A 17,259-nucleotide genomic window follows, 5' to 3' on the forward strand; every position below is an offset into this window, starting at 1 on the left:
AGGCACCCATCAATACTTCCATAAATGGTAAGCCATTAATTCAAAAGAAGAGTCACTATGAAAGGCATCAATGCTATAAAACATCGTAATTTATTTGCTGTCTCCCTGAAAATTCAGGGAGGTGTAGATCAGTCCATTGACGCCGCTGCGCCGCTCGCCTTACGGAATGAAATGGCGGAGCTGAATGAACTTTATCGGCAATATTTGGAACTGTTGCAGCAGCTGAAAGGCATCGTGCAGGAATATGAAACGAAAGAACGGTGCATTCGTTCTGAAATCTTGTCTCGCCCTCTTCGCAAATTAGCCAAAAATGGGCAAACAGGGGCTGATCTTCGGATGGTGATTAATTCGTTAAACTCCTGTGCGCATTGATGAAACTATTTTTTTGACTTATCCTGTATACTTACTTCAATAGGTATTGTCTGATAGCTGCTGCCTATATATTTTGGACTTAAGGCATTCATTTTTTCATATGTAAGAGCAGTGCTTTTGGTGCGCGCGCTTTTAGTATTGATTATTTTCAAGGCTTCCTGTATTAACGGATCTCTACGGTCACCTATTGGAGTTAAAGGTAAATAGGCAAACTCATCCGTCACCTTCTGCGGAGTAATTCCATTGCCATAATCTCCTTGCCCTATAGTATTGTAGATTTTATAGATCATAGGGATCAAATGCCATGAACGCTCATTACCGTGGATCTCTTCGGGAGTGGAAATGGTTGTTGAAGCCATATCTTTACCATAGGTTCTGGCACCAACCTGAACAATTTTTAGGTATGGATTTAATCCATTAATCATCATTTCGGATGCGGAAGCCGTGTTCGGTCCGGTCAGGATAAAGATTCTTTTTAGTTGTAAACCTTGTTTTAGTACTTCGCTAGCGATAAAGGAATAGCCATCTGGCTGTCTCTGTAGCGTTGCTTCAAACGTTTCTTCAATAGGTTTAAGATTTTTGTTTCCTCGATATTTGGCAAAAATATCGTTTTCTTTAATATCCGCCATTAATAATGCGCAGAATGCGGCAAAGGCGACTTGACCACCTGGATTATATCGAAGATCGACAATCAATTCCGTTACATGTTTTGATTTGAAATCTTTTATTACTTCTAATAAGGAATAGGCTCCGCTGAAATCAAATTGGCTTATAAAAATGTAACCGACGTTGGGAGAAGATGAAATGACTTTTGATGTATAGACAACCGGCTGTGAGATGTACGACGATGGAAGGTTGAATACTTTACCGTCAAGTCGTTTTACTTGGATCGTTGGTAAACGTAATGATTTGTTTAATAGTGATTGGAAGTTCATCTGATCCATTAATGTCGAATTCATATGGGTTAGACTGTCTCCTCTTTGAAGTCCTGCTAAGTCTGCCTCACTAAAAGGAACTACTTGGGTTACTAATTGAATAGATCCCGACTGATTGTGTAATTGAACCATATCGAAGCCAAAAGTATTTGTTAGCGTATTTCCATAGGTATCACTATTTAGGGTTTGTAAGATGGTTGAAAAATGATCTTCAGGGTATAAGATGCTTTTGAAAAACAAATCCGGCTTTTGTTGGTAGCCCTCAGTTGATCCAATTTTATCGTTCCAGTAGTAATAGTGCTTCATCTGGTCCAATGTCCATCGGTTAATGGTTGCATTTGAGCCTGGTTCGTTAAGTGGAGGATCTTTCTCGCATGAGAACAGAAACGATGAAAAAAAAGCTAAAACAATAATTTTTGATTTACGCATTTTTAAAATTTTACTAAAATAAAAATAGGTATTATGTTGGTGATACTTGTGTTATCTTTTTGTTGTTCAAATGTTTAATTGCTTTAAATAGGGGGGCTTTTATAGCTTATACCGTGTCAAAGAATGAGAATTTTATACAGGGTAGAATTAAAAAAGGCATCACGGTGAAGTGATGCCTTTGGTTTATTATAGATCGAAGAATATCGATTAATAAAGCGTGAACTCTACGCGACGGTTTTGTTGACGACCATCAGCGGTTTTGTTTGATGCGATAGGTTGGTCAGGACCATATCCCGTAGCTTCAATACGTGATGCATTAGCACCTTGTGATACAAGATACGCTTTCACCGATTCAGCGCGTTCTTTTGATAAACGCATGTTCAATTCACGAGAACCTGTGTTATCGGTGTGTCCAGCTAGTTTTAAGCTGAAGTTTTTCTCGATTAACAGTTCGGCTACTTTATTCAACGTCGCGTAAGATGTAGAACGTATTGTTGCTTTTCCTAAATCGAATTCCAAGTTTTTAATGGCATCTGCAACGACTTTTCGGTCAGCTTCTGTCACAACAACCTTTTCAACCACTCTAGTTTCGTTTTTCACAACGATTGGACAACCTGCACCGTCTACTTGTACACCTGAAGGTGTGCCTGGGCATTTGTCATACTTGTTCGCTACACCATCGCCATCATCATCTTTCAAGTCACTGTTTAGACCATCCAATTGATTTTGTAGCGCTTGGTTTTTAGCATTTAAAGCATCATTTTGCGCCTTAAGATCATCATATTTTACCGTATAGTCATTCACTAAAGTAGCGACAGGGTTTGAATTGTTCAATGCAGGTTTGCTGCTGCTGCCCAATGCAAACTCTAAGCCACCATGAATGTAAGTAAATAGATCGTTTTTATATTGGCCGCCTCGAATACCATCGAAGTTTTGGTTAACCCAGTTTAATTGGTATCCAAGCTCAAAGTTGATTCCTTTGGCAACAGCAAATTTAAGTCCCATATCCAATGGTACATATATCTTAGAAATACCGTCAGCTTCTTGAGAAGTAGAACCTGTCGTCAACGTTGTTTTGCTATTCATGACACCAACACCAATTGACGCATAAGGTTTGATAAAACTGTTAAAGAATCTCCAATTGGTATTCGCCGCTTGGAACTCCCCAGACAATGCAGCTGACCAAGGTGTTTTCGCTTCAAAAGATTGTGTACCATCTTTAAATGCGCCACCTGTTTTACCGCCAAAGTAGCTCGCTTTAATGCCAAAAGAAGGAGAGATTTGTTTCTTGATATAGGCACTGTAACCCAGGTTCCAAGCCAAATCCTCATAATTTGCACGGTTAAAACCAGCAATATTAGTTTGGTTAGTCACCCCCGCACCGATTCCGATGGACCATGTTCTGTATTGTGTAACAGGGCCAAATGGTGTAGTTCCTTCAATGGATGATACCTTCGCATTTTGAGCAATTGCAGAATTTGCAAATAAACCCGCAGATGCTAAAGCAAGTGCTAATTGTAATTTTAGTTTCATATAATTTGCGTTTGTATAAACCGATGCAAAAGTAATAAGTTAAAAATTAAATTCGCTATAGGTTTGTAGTTGAAATATGACATTTGGTAAATAAAAAGGTGTTTCTGTTTAAAAACACCTTTTTATTAGTGTAATTTGTTAGTTATTAATAAAGTGTAAATTCAACCCGACGATTTTGTTGACGACCCGCTGCATTTTTATTGGATGCGATTGGTTGGTCTGGACCATATCCAGTTGCCTCGATACGCGACGCATTAGCACCCTGAGATACCAAATATGCTTTTACTGACTCTGCACGCTCTTTTGATAGACGCATATTTAATTCACGTGAGCCTGTATTGTCGGTGTGACCTGCAAGTTTCAAACTGAAATTCTTCTCAATCAATAATGCAGCAACTTTATTCAATGTTGCAAACGAAGTAGAGCGAATAGTTGCTTTACCTAAATCGAATTCCAGGTTCTTAATTGCTTCAGCAACAACTTTTCTGTCTGCTTCAGTAACCACGACTTTTTCTACGACTTTGGTCTCGTTTTTCACAACAATTGGACATCCTGATCCATCAACCTGAACACCTGAAGGGGTGCCCGGGCATTTATCATATTTGTTGGCAACACCGTCGCCGTCATCATCTTTTAGATCATTGTTTAAGCCATCCAATTGACCTTGCAACGCTTGATTTTTAGCATTCAATGCATCGTTTTGAGCTTTCAAATCATCGTATTTAACCGTGTAATCATTCACAAGGGTTGCGACAGGATTTGAATTATTCAATGCAGGTTTGCTACTGTTGCCCAATGCAAACTCTAGCCCGGCATGCGCGTAGGTGAATAAGTCATTTTTATATTGTTGTGGTGGTGTTGTATTGTAGCGATTGTCAAATCGTTGGTTCGCCCAATTCAATTGGTATCCCAATTCAAAGTTGATACCTTTGGCAACAGCGAATTTTAAACCAAAATCTGCTGGTACAAAGATTTTAGAATAAGAATCCCCGTATTCGCCTCTGTTTCCACCAGCGATTGCTGCAGTTTCAGCATTCATTACCCCGACACCAATCGATGCATAAGGCTTAATAAAACTATTGAAGAATCTCCAGTTGGTATTAGCTGCCAGGAACTCACCCGATAGCGCAACAGACCACGGTGTTTTGGTTTCAAAGCCAGTTTGCTTGTCACCGTTATCATATCCAGCTGTCTTTCCACCAAAATATGTAGCCTTCAATCCGAAAGATGGCGAGATTTGTTTCTTGATATAAGCACTATATCCTAAATTCCAATCCAGTTTATCATAACCACCATTGTTAAACTTAGCGATATTCTGCAAGCTTGTTACACCGGCTCCTACACCGATAGACCAAGTTCTATATTGTGTTGCCGAGCCTAACGGAGTTGTGCCTTCGATTGATGCTTCTTTTGTGCTTTGTGCAAAGGATGCGGTTGATAGAATTCCTGCCGCAACAAGTAATCCTGATTTTTTAAGGCTAATTTTCATAATGCGTGTTTGTAAAATTATCTACTATAATACTGTTGTTAAATTAACTCACTGAACACTCTTGCAATAAATTTGCCAAAAATTATTTGGTTACTCTACACGTCCAAAAAAGTTTGGCACCTCAATTTCAAAAGCCAGATGCTTAACAATATTTTCAGTAAAAATGTTTTGGAAAAAAGTTTTCCTGCTTTTTGTGATCAAAATAACATCGACATCTTCATCCCGGATAATGGTATGAATACCGTTTGCAATATTCTCTCGGGAACCCGCAAAATAACTTGGCGACTTGATAATATAGGAAATATCCTCGATACCGGTTTCAGCAATGATCTGTTCAATCCAATTTTCAAGTTTTTTACCTAATGTGTTGATTTCTAGTTCGTTTTTATTGATATGGATAAGCTGTAAGTGGAAGTTTTTTCCGTACAATGGTATGGCTTGTTTGAGGACCTCAAGTTCACCGGGTTTGAAATTTGTCAATAACGCAATGTTGTCATTTTTCAATTTTATCGCGTTTTTCGGGATGGCTAAAACAGGGATCTTCGACTCTTTTATGACATCATATGTATTGCTTCCAATCAATACAGATTCAAGTCCAGTCACGCCTTTTGTACCCATAATCACCGTTTGATAGACCTCTTTTATCTCTTGTTTATCCAGTGTTTCCGCTAAAATACCGTTAGCAAATAAGGTAGAAATTTTAAGCGAAGGATATTCCTGTAGAAGTTCAGCTACAAGTTTTTCCATCTGATGGCGGGCTTCTCCCTCGGTAGGGTCTACTAAATGCTTCGCATTTGCAAATTTGTTGATATGTGAAGTGAACGAATGAAAGAGTGTAATCTCATCGTTTGTTGTCACTGCGATTTGAGCGGCATAAAATGCGGCAACTCGTGCGTTTTCGGAATAATCTACAGGTATTAATAGTTTAGACATGGCTATAAGGTTATGCTTTAGTGAAAAATATTGGAACTAACGGATGACTAAATAGTGCTTTTGCAACTGAACGCGTGAAGACACGTTCAAAGAACGATTTTCTCGATCGTGTCACCAATAATATTTTGATCTTTTCCTCATGGATCATCTCATTAATGACTTCCGGAACGGTATCGAGGTCCTCAATATCACCCTGTATTGAATCGACTTCGATAGCAATATTGGTCACGCCGATATATTTTTTGATCTTATATTTCCATACTTCAAGCTTGTCTTCGATTCTGTTTTCTGAGGAATGATCGTAGTGAACATGCATCAATTTTAATTCAAAATCCTTGCCGATAATGTTGACAAAATCCTGTACGGTTTGTACCTCTTCTTCTTTAAAATTAGACAGTAAGCCAACTTTGTCAATAGGGGTAAAGGATGCTTCAGTTGGAATGGCCAAGACAGGTATTTTGGCTTTTTTGCTAATAACATAGGTTGTGCTGCCAATTAGCTGGCTGTCGTCATTGGTGATGCCTTTAGTTCCCATGATGACAAAATCAAATCGATTAGGAGTGGCGAGCTCGGGTAGTGTTTCTGTAATCATACCGCGCTCACATTGTGTTGTTATTTCAAGCGTGGGATGTTTTAATTTTATTGATTCTGCCAGATTTTTAATAAGGATATCAGCTTTGAATGTTGGAGAATCAGCCTCATTACGGCTGTTTTCCTCCTCAAATACTGCAGAAGCTGAAGTATAATTGTGGTAAAGATGGAGTGAATACCCCTTTTCGAGGGCAAGGTCCACTGCGTAATCTACAGCATTATTAGAATGAGCCGAAAAATCTACCGGTAGTAGAATGTTTTTTTTCATTAGAAGGAATTTAATCTACAAAATCTAATCTTATTTATTTTGCCTTTAGGGAATGTGCGCGAAAGTGTACTAGATTCCCTATTTTACTATCAAATGTAATAAAACAAATGTAATTGTGGATGACCTTAAGTCAAATAGTTTTTGTTGTTTTACATGTTGAATTTGACGAGCTTTAGACAAATATGAATAACGAATAACGCTTTTAAAATGTTGTATTTAATGTCAGTTTGTGATTTTTGTCACCTATAAAATACCTGTGCTCTAACTGTCTGTATGTTATCTCCTGATTTTTTTGTTTGAAAAGTCAATATTGGAGTTTTTCTCGTTTAGAGAAAACGGTCGTTTCAAGGTCAATATATGGAATTCTACATTGCATAACCTACCAATTTTGAGTAAGTTTGCACATATTTTTAGATAATTAAATGACAAGTAGAGAAATTCGTCAAGCCTTTTTGGACTTTTTTAAAAGTAAAGGGCATCAGATAGTACCTTCAGCACCAGTAGTTGTAAAAAATGACCCTACATTAATGTTTACCAATGCGGGGATGAATCAATTCAAAGATTTGTTTCTTGGTGAAGCACCCATCAAATTTCCGCGTGTTGCCGATACACAACGCTGTTTGCGCGTTTCCGGCAAACACAATGATTTGGAAGAAGTCGGGATTGATACCTACCACCATACATTGTTTGAGATGTTAGGAAATTGGAGCTTTGGTGATTACTTTAAGAAAGAAGCTATTGCTTGGGCCTGGGAGCTGTTGACAGAAGTATATAAGTTAGGCAAAGATCGTTTATATGTAACCATTTTCGAAGGGGATGCAAAAGAAGGTTTAGAACGTGATATGGAAGCTTTCGATTTCTGGAAGGAATGGATTGACGAAGATAGAATTCTCCTTGGTAACAAAAAAGATAATTTCTGGGAAATGGGAGAGACTGGGCCTTGTGGGCCTTGTTCCGAAATTCATTTCGATATGCGCAGTGCAGAAGAGCGTACACAAACTTCAGGACAGAGTTTGGTCAATGCCGACCACCCTCAGGTAATTGAGATCTGGAATCTTGTTTTTATGCAGTTTAATCGCTTGAAAGATGGTTCACTTCAGTCGCTCCCAGCTAAACATGTTGATACGGGAATGGGCTTTGAGCGTCTGGTGCGATGCATCCAGGGAAAGACATCTAATTATGATACGGATGTATTTACACCTACCATTGATTTTATTTCTGGGAAATCAGGCATAAAATACGGTATAGATGAAAAGTCTGATATTGCTATGCGTGTAGTGTCTGATCACATTCGTGCGGTTAGTTTTGCAATTGCCGATGGTCAATTGCCATCTAACAATAAAGCTGGTTATGTGATCCGTCGTATTTTACGTCGCGCGGTGCGTTATGCTTATACATTTTTAGGTTTTAAGACTCCTTTTATTAATGAACTCGTCCCTGTCTTGGCATCACAGTTTGCCGGTGTATTCGACGAACTGATTCAACAGCAGGATTTTGTACAGAAGGTAATCTTAGAGGAAGAAGTTTCTTTCCTAAGAACATTGTCTACGGGGGTCCAACGATTTGAAAATTATGTAGAGGACCACAGCGTAATTAATGGAGATTTTGCTTTCGAGCTTTATGATACTTACGGATTTCCGATCGACTTAACTGAATTATTGGCCCGGGAGAAAGGGTTAACGGTTGATATGGAAGGTTTCAACCAAGCACTTCAAATTCAAAAGGATCGTTCTCGTGCTGCCACTGCTATAGATACAGGTGATTGGGTTGTGGTAAATGATGATGAGGGATTTGAATTCGTAGGCTACGACACATTAACTGCCGTTACAGAGGTTATTAAATACCGTAAGGTTGTAGCAAAAAATAAAGAACAATTCCAATTGGTGCTTTCTGTCAGTCCTTTTTATGCTGAGGGTGGTGGCCAGGTTGGTGACTCTGGAGAATTGGTTTCCGAGGAAACGGGCGAGAAGATTTATATCACGGATACAAAAAAGGAAAATGGTCTATTTGTACATTTTACAAACAAATTGCCATTAGAATTGAAAGGAACATTTGTTGCTCAGGTCGATAAATCCAAAAGAATCGATACTGAAAACAATCACTCGGCGACCCATTTATTACATGCTGCGCTAAAACAGGTGCTAGGAAGCCATGTGAATCAAAAGGGATCATTGGTCAACGCCGATATTTTACGCTTTGACATCTCTCATTTTGCGAAAATGACTGACGAAGAGATTAAACAAGTTGAAGATATTGTCAATGCTAAAATTCGTGAAAATATTCCGTTGAAAGAGGAACGTAATGTCCCTTATCAACAGGCATTAGATTCTGGTGTAACAGCACTATTTGGTGAAAAGTATGGCGATTTTGTTCGTGTGATCACCTTTGAAGATCAATATTCTAAAGAATTGTGTGGTGGTACGCATGTCAAAGCAACTGGTCAAATCGGGTTTTTCAAAATTGTTTCTGAATCTGCTGTCGCAGCAGGCGTACGTCGTATTGAAGCAATTACCGGCACTCGTTCAGCTTCAGTTATCCGTGAGCATTTCGAATTGGTGCATCACCTGAAAGAGCTTATGAATAATCCAAAGGATTTCGTTTCTGCATTAGGTAAAATCATCGACGAAAATGGCGCTTTGAAGAAAGAAGTCGAGAAGAGCATTACAGAAAAATCCTTGGCATTGAAGTCAGATCTGGAAGCGAAGATTCAACAAGTTGGATCTATAAACTTCTTGTCCACAATTGTTGATCTGCCCAATGCCGAAGCTGTAAAAACTTTGGCGTATGCGGTAAAGGGAGCTGTTAACAACTTGTTTTTGGTCATTGGTGCTGAGTTTGAAGGTAAACCGAGTTTGACCGTCGTCATATCAGATGAATTGGCCAAAGAAAAAGGGTTGAACGCAAGTCATATTGTTCGTGATTTGGCTAAGGATATCCAAGGCGGCGGGGGTGGTCAACCATTTTTCGCAACAGCTGGAGGTAAAAACCCTGCTGGATTAAAGGTTGCAATTGAGCGAGCAATAGATTTCTTGAAATAAATTTTATACAATACCAAGCCATCGGATTTATTCGGCGCCTTCCTTGGGAGATCCGAATAAATCGGATAGTTTTCACGATTCTTAAAGCTGTGACATGTAGCGTGAATCAAACAGAGCAAAGCCATTTGCGTAATTGGGAATAGGTACTTAACAAATAAAAATAAACGGATGAAAAAGGCAGTTTTTTTAGCAGTAGGGATCGTTGGTTTGATGATGGGTTGCCAAAATAAAGAGCAATTTACCATCGCTGGAAATGTCGAAAATCCTGGCAATATCAAAGTTATTTCATTGTATGAAGGTGATACCAAGCTAGATTCAATGTTTTTTGGCGATAATAACAAATTTCAGTTCGTACGACCTGCTAGCCAATCCAGACTGTTGTCCTTGCGTGTAGGTAAAAATCGGTACGATTTGATTGCTTCTCCGGGGGAGACGATCACATTTAAGACAGATCTTCATAAAGATGTAAATGATTATCAAGTGGATGGGTCTGAATTGTCAAAGACGATACAGCCTTTTGCCAAAGAGCGAAATTATCGCGATTATTTACAGGACTCCTTACAGACGGTGTTTTCTAAGCTGACAGCAAATTCAACAGCATCTGAGATCGAAAAGATTCGTGCTGAATATAAATCAAAGTTTGCGGAAGAATTGCGTACATATACAAAAAAAGCCGTCGATTTCGCTAATAAACACAATGATCTTGCTGGTTTTTATGCGATCTCTACCTTAGATCCCGAAGTCGCCGAAAATGAAATCATTACCTATGCAGAGAAAATAAAAAATGAATTTACGGAGAACAGATATGTGACACAGTTTAAGGAGGAGACCCAAAAGCTAAAAAAAATGGCTATTGGACAACCTGCTCCCGAACTGACTTCATTTACGCCTTCCAACAAAGAGGTAAAATTGTCGAGTTTTAAAGGAAAATATACCTTGGTTGATTTCTGGGCTTCATGGTGTATGCCTTGTCGCCAGGAGAACCCTAATCTCGTTAGGTTGTACAATACTTACCACGCTAAAGGCTTTGATATACTCTCCGTTTCATTTGATGATAATCCTGGCTCATGGATGCGTGCTATCGAAGATGACAAGTTAACCTGGACACATGTATCAGATTTGAAAGCTTGGAGCTCACCAGTTGTGATTGATTACCGTGTGAAAGCCTTGCCTACCTCTTATATTCTCGATCCGAACGGCATTATTATAGCAAAGAACCTGCGCGGCGAGGAGCTGGAGGCATTTTTGAAGAAAACAATTAAATAATCAATCTGTTATTGTTAAATATTATATTACTTAATAATTTGGTAACATTAGATTAACTGATTGTTATCATTTTGTTTATAATTTAGCAAAAAAAATAAGACAAATGAGTTCTTCGAAACAAAAGATTTTAATTGTTGATGACGAAAAAGATATCTTGGATTTAATTGCATTCAACTTAAATCGTGAAGGTTATCAGGTCTCTACAGCGCAAAATGGGGAAGAGGCAATCAACGTTGCCAAACAAGTAAATCCGGACCTCATCATTTTGGATGTGATGATGCCAAAGATGGACGGAATTGAAGCTTGTCGCATCATGCGCGCAATGCCTGAATTCAAAAGTACATTTATGGTGTTTTTGACTGCTAGAAGCGAAGAGTATTCGGAGATCGCAGGATTTCATGTCGGTGCAGACGACTATATTGCAAAGCCGATCAAACCGCGTGCGCTAATGAGTCGCATCAATGCTATCTTAAGAAGAAATGCTTCCGAAGAGTCAGATGCTGCCGTTCAGGATAAAATTGAAATTGCCGATCTGGTTATTGATCGAGATTCTTTCTTAGTCTACAAAGGGGAACAAAAGATCGTTCTTGCAAAGAAAGAGTTTGAGCTATTATATTTGTTGGCTTCAAAACCGAATAAGGTGTTTACGCGTGAACAGATCTTAAAGAGCATCTGGGAAGATTCTGTTGTTGTGACTAACCGTACAATTGACGTTCACATCCGCAAGCTGCGTGAAAAGATAGGAGACGATTATGTAACCACTGTAAAAGGAGTGGGATACAAATTTGATAAAGAATAAAAAAAAAGAGGCTTTGGCCTCTTTTTTTATTGATTAACTTTCCGCAGTATAGATTCTATACGATTCGCCTTGCGCCAAATCTGGACAAATCTGGAGCAGATGTTTCCAATTTAACATAAGAGAAAGGAGCGGATTTAGTGAAGGAATTGCCATCGTTATAGGGAACTCTTTCTCGAGATGACTTGATATCACCGCAACAAATCTTTACTTTTGACCTAAAGCAAAGTAAAAATTTCAACATGTCATCTATTCTTATAAAATCTGCACAACTAGTCAATGAAGGTAAAGTTGAGGTTGCTGACGTATATATCAGCAATGGTCGAATCGAAATGATTGCTCAGGAAATTAATCATCCTGCTGATCAGGAGATAAATGCTGAGGGGCTACACTTGCTACCGGGACTTATCGATGATCAGGTTCATTTTAGAGAACCCGGGTTAACTTATAAAGCGGATATATGGCATGAGAGCCGCGCCGCAGTTGCTGGTGGGACAACCTCCTTCATGGAAATGCCTAATACTGTCCCGAATACGTTGACTCAGCAGTTGCTTCAAGATAAATATGATATTGCAGCAAAAAATGCATTGGCCAATTACTCATTCTTTATGGGGGCGGCTAATGATAATCTTGAGGAGGTGCTTAAAACGAATCCAAGAGATGTCTGTGGTATCAAAGTTTTTATGGGGTCATCTACAGGGAATATGTTGGTGGATAATGAAAAAGCGTTGGAAGGGATCTTTGCGAATGCTCCGACCTTGGTGGCTACGCATTGTGAAGACGAGGCGACGATAAAGGCAAATCTGGCCCTATTTAAGGAAAAATATGGTGAGGATGGATTGAAAATTGAGATGCATCCATTGATTCGTTCTGAGGAAGCCTGCTATTTATCCTCGTCGAAAGCTGTCGAATTGGCAAAAAAGCATAATACACGCTTGCATATCCTTCATATATCAACAGCCAAAGAAATTGCATTATTTAGTCATGATATTCCATTAAAGGATAAAAAAATAACGGCTGAAGCTTGTATCCATCACCTTTGGTTTTCTGATCAGGATTATGCTTCAAAAGGTAATTTTATCAAATGGAATCCAGCTGTAAAAACAGCCAATGATCGCGACCAAATTCTAAAAGCTTTATTAGATGGGCATATCGATGTGATAGCGACAGATCATGCTCCGCATACAATGGAGGAAAAATCGCAGCCCTATGCTTCAGCGCCAAGCGGAGGACCTCTTGTACAGCATGCATTGCAAGCCTTGTTGGATATGGTCAAAGCGGGAAAAATGCCCCTGGAACAATTGGTGCAAAAATCTGCACACAATACGGCTACATTGTTCCAAATCGAAGATAGAGGTTACATTCGTGAGGGATATTGGGCCGACCTTGTGTTGGTCGATCTGAATAAACCTTATACGGTTTCGAAAGCAAATATCCTGTCAAAATGTGGCTGGTCACCATTTGAGGGACACACATTTAGCTCAACGATTGAACATACTTTCGTATCAGGTAAACTTGCTTTCTCCAATGGGCAACTTATTGAGAAAGGTGCTGGTGAACGTCTGTTGTTCAACCGATAGTATTTAACAATGGAAAAAAGAGCCTTTCTAAAATCGGTTGCTTTAAGCATGTTGTCTATTCCTGTATCGGGAATGGGATTGCCAACCGGAGACAAAAATGAGTTGTACGGCCAAGCGGCTTTGCTTGCAACGAGGTTAAAATTGGGGGATACCATAGGTTTAATTACACCTGCAGGTGTATTGGATGAGGAAGAGTCCATTAGCATTGCGCGTGAAATATTCGAGACACTGGGTTTTAGAGTAAAAGAAGGTAAACATATTCGCAGTCGCTACGGTAATTTGGCCGGTACAGATCAGGAGCGTATTGCCGACATACACGATATGTTTGCAGATAAGACTGTCAAAGCGATTGTCTGTATCAGGGGTGGATCGGGTACTTCGCGCCTTTTAGATCGGCTAGATTATAAACTGATTTTCAATAATCCCAAAATTCTATTGGGTTATTCAGATATAACAGCGCTTCTTTTGGCCCTGTATACAAAAACAGGACTTGTTACATTTCATGGCGCAGTAGGTATCAGTACATGGACCCAAAAACTTGCAGAGGCTTTTAAAGCCCAGTTTGTTGCCAATCAGCCAGCGATATTTGAGAATCCCAAGTTGAAGGGGGATACCATTGTACAGACCAAAGACCGAATAGCAACGATTCATCCTGGCATAGCAGAAGGAATATTGTTGGGTGGGAATATGACCGTATTGACCGGATTATGTGGTTCACCTTATCTGCCGGACTTTAAAGATAAAATTCTTTTTATTGAAGAGGTAGACGAAGATATGGAACGGGTAGATCGGATGTTCTGTCAATTGAAAAATGCGGGTATATTAGGCGTAATTAAGGGCTTTATTTTTGGCAAGTGCACCAATTGCAAACCATCTGCTGGCTATGGATCCGTAACACTTGACCAATTGTTCAATGATTATATCAAACCGTTAAAAATACCTGCTTATACAGGGGCTGTCGTTGGGCATATTGCCGAACAGTTTATTTTGCCCGTAGGAGCAAAAGTCCGTGTAGATGCTTCGCAAGGAACGATTGCTTTAATGGAGCCTGCATTAAAAGATTAATATGAAATTAGTAAAAGTTGATTTCATCAAAGCCTTTTCTTTATATGAAGAAAAGGCTTTGATGCATAGAAGATTTAAACATGCTGATATTTTACCGTTATTAGAAAATATCAGGAGCTATGGACGTTTCACTGTAGCGGAAATTGGGAAGTCCACTGAAGATCGTTTGATCTTTCGACTACAATACGGACAAGGGCCAATCAAGATACTTTTATGGTCACAAATGCATGGTGATGAACCTACGGCGACAATGGCCCTGTTTGATCTATTTAATTTTTTCAACGGGAAAAATGATGGTTTTGATGCCTTTAGAGATGACATCGCATCAAAAATGACCTTATATTTTATTCCGATGCTAAATCCTGATGGAACCGAAAGGTTTCAGCGTAGGACAGCCATGGATGTGGATATGAACAGAGATGCAAGGGCAGCAGCAACAGTGGAAGGAGCCTTATTGAAGTCGCAAGCCATGTTGCTAAAACCTGATTTTGCTTTTAACCTGCATAACCAAAACAATTACTACAACATTCCCGGAACAAATACGCCAGTGACAATTTCCTTATTGGCGCCTGCTTATGACTATGCGCGGAGTATCAATAAAACTCGGGGAGATGCGATGCGGGTGATTGTCGGAATAAACAAGATCCTTCAGGAATTTGTTCCAAATGCAGTGGCAAAATATGACGATGAGCATACACCGCGCGGTTTCGGTGATAATTTTCAAAAATGGGGCGCCAGGACGATTTTAATTGAATCAGGAGCTTATGTTGGTGATATCGAAAAAATGCTGGTCCGAAAATGTAATTTCGTGGCTTTGTTTAAAGCATTTGAGGAAATTGCTGACCAATCCTTTAAACAGCATTCGATTACCGATTACGATGCAATTCCCTTCAATGATGAAAAGCTCCATGATGTGTTGCTGAGAAATTTGACCATTGAGCGGAGTGGAAAAACATTGCTTGTCGATGTTGCCATCCGGCAGAATGAAAAGACAATTGGATCAGACTATTACGTAGAGGGTATTGTTGAAGATATTGGCGATCTGCAAGATTTTTATGGTTATGTAGATATTGATGTTACAGGAATGGAGTTTGGCCCAGCCAAGATGTATATGGAGCCATTTGCTTCGTTGGCAGATTTAGATGATGCCATCGTGATGGGATTACTTGAAAAAGGCTATGCCGCTGTTATGATTGAAAATGTGATCCCGGGAGAAGTTTTGCATAACCTTCCAATTCGTGTATTAACTAAAAAAGCTATAGAATTTTCACAACAATTAGCTCCCGGAGCTCAGGCGGATTTTTTCCTTCGGAAAGAAGGTAAGATCATTTACGCCGTAGTTAATGGTTGGGTGGTCGATTTGAAAAAACCAAGGCAACAGCAGTATAAAAATCAGATAAGTCAGGAATGCTTAATATAGCTCAAAAAAGAAAAAAGGTCACAGCCTAGGCTGTGACCTTTTTTCTTTTTTGAGACTACTAGTAGCCGGTATTCTGTTGATTTGCTATAGCTGGGTTTGCATTCATCTCATCCAGTGAAATAGGAAGAATGGTTTTAAAGAAGGTTCTATCGATCGTTTTTTGTCTATTTGTTGTGCTTATATTTCCTAAATCATCATCAAAAGTTATCGATTTGTTCCAGCGCATCATATCAAAGAAGCGATGACCTTCTCCAAGGAGCTCTTTGCTTCTCTCATCGGCAATCATATCTAAAGTAATCGTGCCTGAGGTCGCGACATCTAATTTTGGAGAACGTTGGCGTATTGCATTCAGGTAATTTGCTGCAAGGACCTTGTCAGGAGATGATTTTAGTAGAGCAGCTTCAGCAGCGATAAGATATACTTCGGACAAACGGATGACCTTAATATTGACAGCGGTACTATTTGCTGTTGAATTTTTATCACCGGCAAGCGTGGTGCTACCGCTATATTTATAAACCGCTCCTAAATGGGTGGTGCCGACTTCATCATACGCCATAACACCCCATCTGACATCTGTCTCGTCTTTCTTAAGTTTGGCCAAGAATGGATCTGCGGCTATAAAGTTTCCCAATATGGCTGTACTGCCATGTCCTTTTCTGCGGAACATCGCACCCAGTGAACTAGTCCCTGCATCAGCTTCATTCGGATAAACACCCAATTCTAGAATAGATTCAGTTCCAAACATACCTGTCCAGGATTTTACCCAATTTTCATTGCTATATAATGTGTAAACTTTGGAGTCTATTACTTCTTGAGCGGATTTTAGCGCGTTTTCATAATCGTTCATGTAAAGGTACACGCGAGCTTGAAGCGCTTTATTGGCGAAAAAGTTAAAATATCCATCCGATTTAGATTTTGGCAAAATGTTTTCCGCATCCTTTAGATCCTGTACAATTTGTTTGTAGTTTTCTTCGACAGAAATGCGTTTTTCCTGCGTACTATATTCGAGGACTTTTGTCACATTAGGAATACCAAGGGAAGATTTATCCATATTGTAGGGTTTTCCATATAGCCTCACAAGATCAAAATTGATGAGGGCTCTTGCGGTCAATGCTTGTCCTTTGTAGGTATTAAAATTTTCGGTTGAACCGGCAGCGACTAGTTTATCGATATTCGTCAAAAAATTATTAATCTGCACAAGTGCATGAAATCCTTGTGTCCAGATACCTGAGTAAGGATTAGAAGAGGCTGAATGATTAAAAACATAAAGATAATCATAACCGCGACCCTGAGATGCTATCGTAAAGTCTCCTCCTTTAGCATCAGCATAGAGTGGGAAATTTCGTCCGTAGTAGGCGACGTTTGCCATTTTACTCATTAACCCATTGATGATAACTTTTGCGTCGGCAGCAGTTTGGATAGAGGAATTAGAGTCACCCATATTAGTCGGTGTGACATCCAGAAAGTTGCTACAAGAGCTGATTGCTAATGATATTGTTATGCACGAGGCAATAAAAAGCTTTTTCATAATACTGTTTTTTTTA

Annotated in this window: 13 protein-coding genes; 7 read left to right on the forward strand and 6 right to left on the reverse strand. The window is 39.3% G+C overall.

Annotation, left to right across the window (positions count from 1 at the left end):
* Positions 1 to 57 precede the first annotated feature (57 nt).
* Positions 58 to 372: a hypothetical protein gene (locus B3E92_RS01450; RefSeq protein WP_286895037.1), complete on the forward strand. Its 315-nt coding sequence runs from the start codon at positions 58 to 60 to the stop codon at positions 370 to 372.
* A gap of 5 nt (positions 373 to 377) precedes the next feature.
* Here the strand turns inward: B3E92_RS01450 and B3E92_RS01455 are convergent, their stop codons facing one another.
* From B3E92_RS01455 to B3E92_RS01475, 5 genes are all read right to left on the reverse strand, one after another.
* Positions 378 to 1,736, reverse strand: a complete 1,359-nt coding sequence (locus B3E92_RS01455; RefSeq protein ID WP_286895038.1) for a S41 family peptidase — start codon at positions 1,734 to 1,736, stop codon at positions 378 to 380.
* Positions 1,737 to 1,943: 207 nt separating this feature from the next.
* Positions 1,944 to 3,269 carry an OmpA family protein gene (locus tag B3E92_RS01460; RefSeq protein ID WP_286895040.1) on the reverse strand — a complete coding sequence of 442 codons (1,326 nt, stop codon included), beginning with the start codon at positions 3,267 to 3,269 and terminating at the stop codon, positions 1,944 to 1,946.
* Between the two features lie 145 nt (positions 3,270 to 3,414).
* Positions 3,415 to 4,758 (reverse strand): OmpA family protein, encoded by a 1,344-nt coding sequence (locus tag B3E92_RS01465; RefSeq protein ID WP_286752880.1) that lies wholly within the window; start codon positions 4,756 to 4,758, stop codon positions 3,415 to 3,417.
* Positions 4,759 to 4,848: 90 nt separating this feature from the next.
* Entirely contained in the window at positions 4,849 to 5,691 is an 843-nt protein-coding gene (locus B3E92_RS01470) for a universal stress protein (protein ID WP_286895042.1), read from the reverse strand.
* Between the two features lie 10 nt (positions 5,692 to 5,701).
* Positions 5,702 to 6,550: a universal stress protein gene (locus tag B3E92_RS01475; protein WP_070567245.1), complete on the reverse strand. Its 849-nt coding sequence runs from the start codon at positions 6,548 to 6,550 to the stop codon at positions 5,702 to 5,704.
* A 422-nt stretch (positions 6,551 to 6,972) separates the two neighbouring features.
* Between B3E92_RS01475 and alaS the strand changes: the two genes are divergently transcribed.
* From alaS to B3E92_RS01505, 6 genes are all read left to right on the forward strand, one after another.
* Positions 6,973 to 9,588, forward strand: a complete 2,616-nt coding sequence (alaS, locus tag B3E92_RS01480) for an alanine--tRNA ligase (RefSeq protein WP_286895044.1) — start codon at positions 6,973 to 6,975, stop codon at positions 9,586 to 9,588.
* A 168-nt stretch (positions 9,589 to 9,756) separates the two neighbouring features.
* Positions 9,757 to 10,854, forward strand: coding sequence for a TlpA family protein disulfide reductase (locus B3E92_RS01485; RefSeq protein ID WP_286895045.1), 1,098 nt, complete (start codon positions 9,757 to 9,759; stop codon positions 10,852 to 10,854).
* A gap of 103 nt (positions 10,855 to 10,957) precedes the next feature.
* Positions 10,958 to 11,653, forward strand: a complete 696-nt coding sequence (locus B3E92_RS01490) for a response regulator transcription factor (protein ID WP_046672195.1) — start codon at positions 10,958 to 10,960, stop codon at positions 11,651 to 11,653.
* A 239-nt stretch (positions 11,654 to 11,892) separates the two neighbouring features.
* Positions 11,893 to 13,230, forward strand: coding sequence for a dihydroorotase (locus B3E92_RS01495; protein WP_286895047.1), 1,338 nt, complete (start codon positions 11,893 to 11,895; stop codon positions 13,228 to 13,230).
* 9 nt (positions 13,231 to 13,239) lie between these two features.
* Positions 13,240 to 14,295, forward strand: a complete 1,056-nt coding sequence (locus B3E92_RS01500) for a S66 peptidase family protein (RefSeq protein ID WP_286895048.1) — start codon at positions 13,240 to 13,242, stop codon at positions 14,293 to 14,295.
* Between the two features lies 1 nt (position 14,296).
* A complete protein-coding gene (locus B3E92_RS01505; RefSeq protein ID WP_286895049.1) occupies positions 14,297 to 15,715 on the forward strand; it encodes a M14 family zinc carboxypeptidase in 1,419 nt (472 codons plus the stop codon).
* 58 nt (positions 15,716 to 15,773) lie between these two features.
* On the opposite strand, the gene B3E92_RS01510 is transcribed toward B3E92_RS01505, so the two are convergent.
* Entirely contained in the window at positions 15,774 to 17,243 is a 1,470-nt protein-coding gene (locus B3E92_RS01510) for a RagB/SusD family nutrient uptake outer membrane protein (protein ID WP_286895050.1), read from the reverse strand.
* Between the last annotated feature and the right edge of the window lie 16 nt (positions 17,244 to 17,259).

The sequence above is a fragment of the Sphingobacterium sp. UBA6317 genome (assembly GCF_002440385.1).
Lineage (GTDB): Bacteria > Bacteroidota > Bacteroidia > Sphingobacteriales > Sphingobacteriaceae > Sphingobacterium > Sphingobacterium multivorum.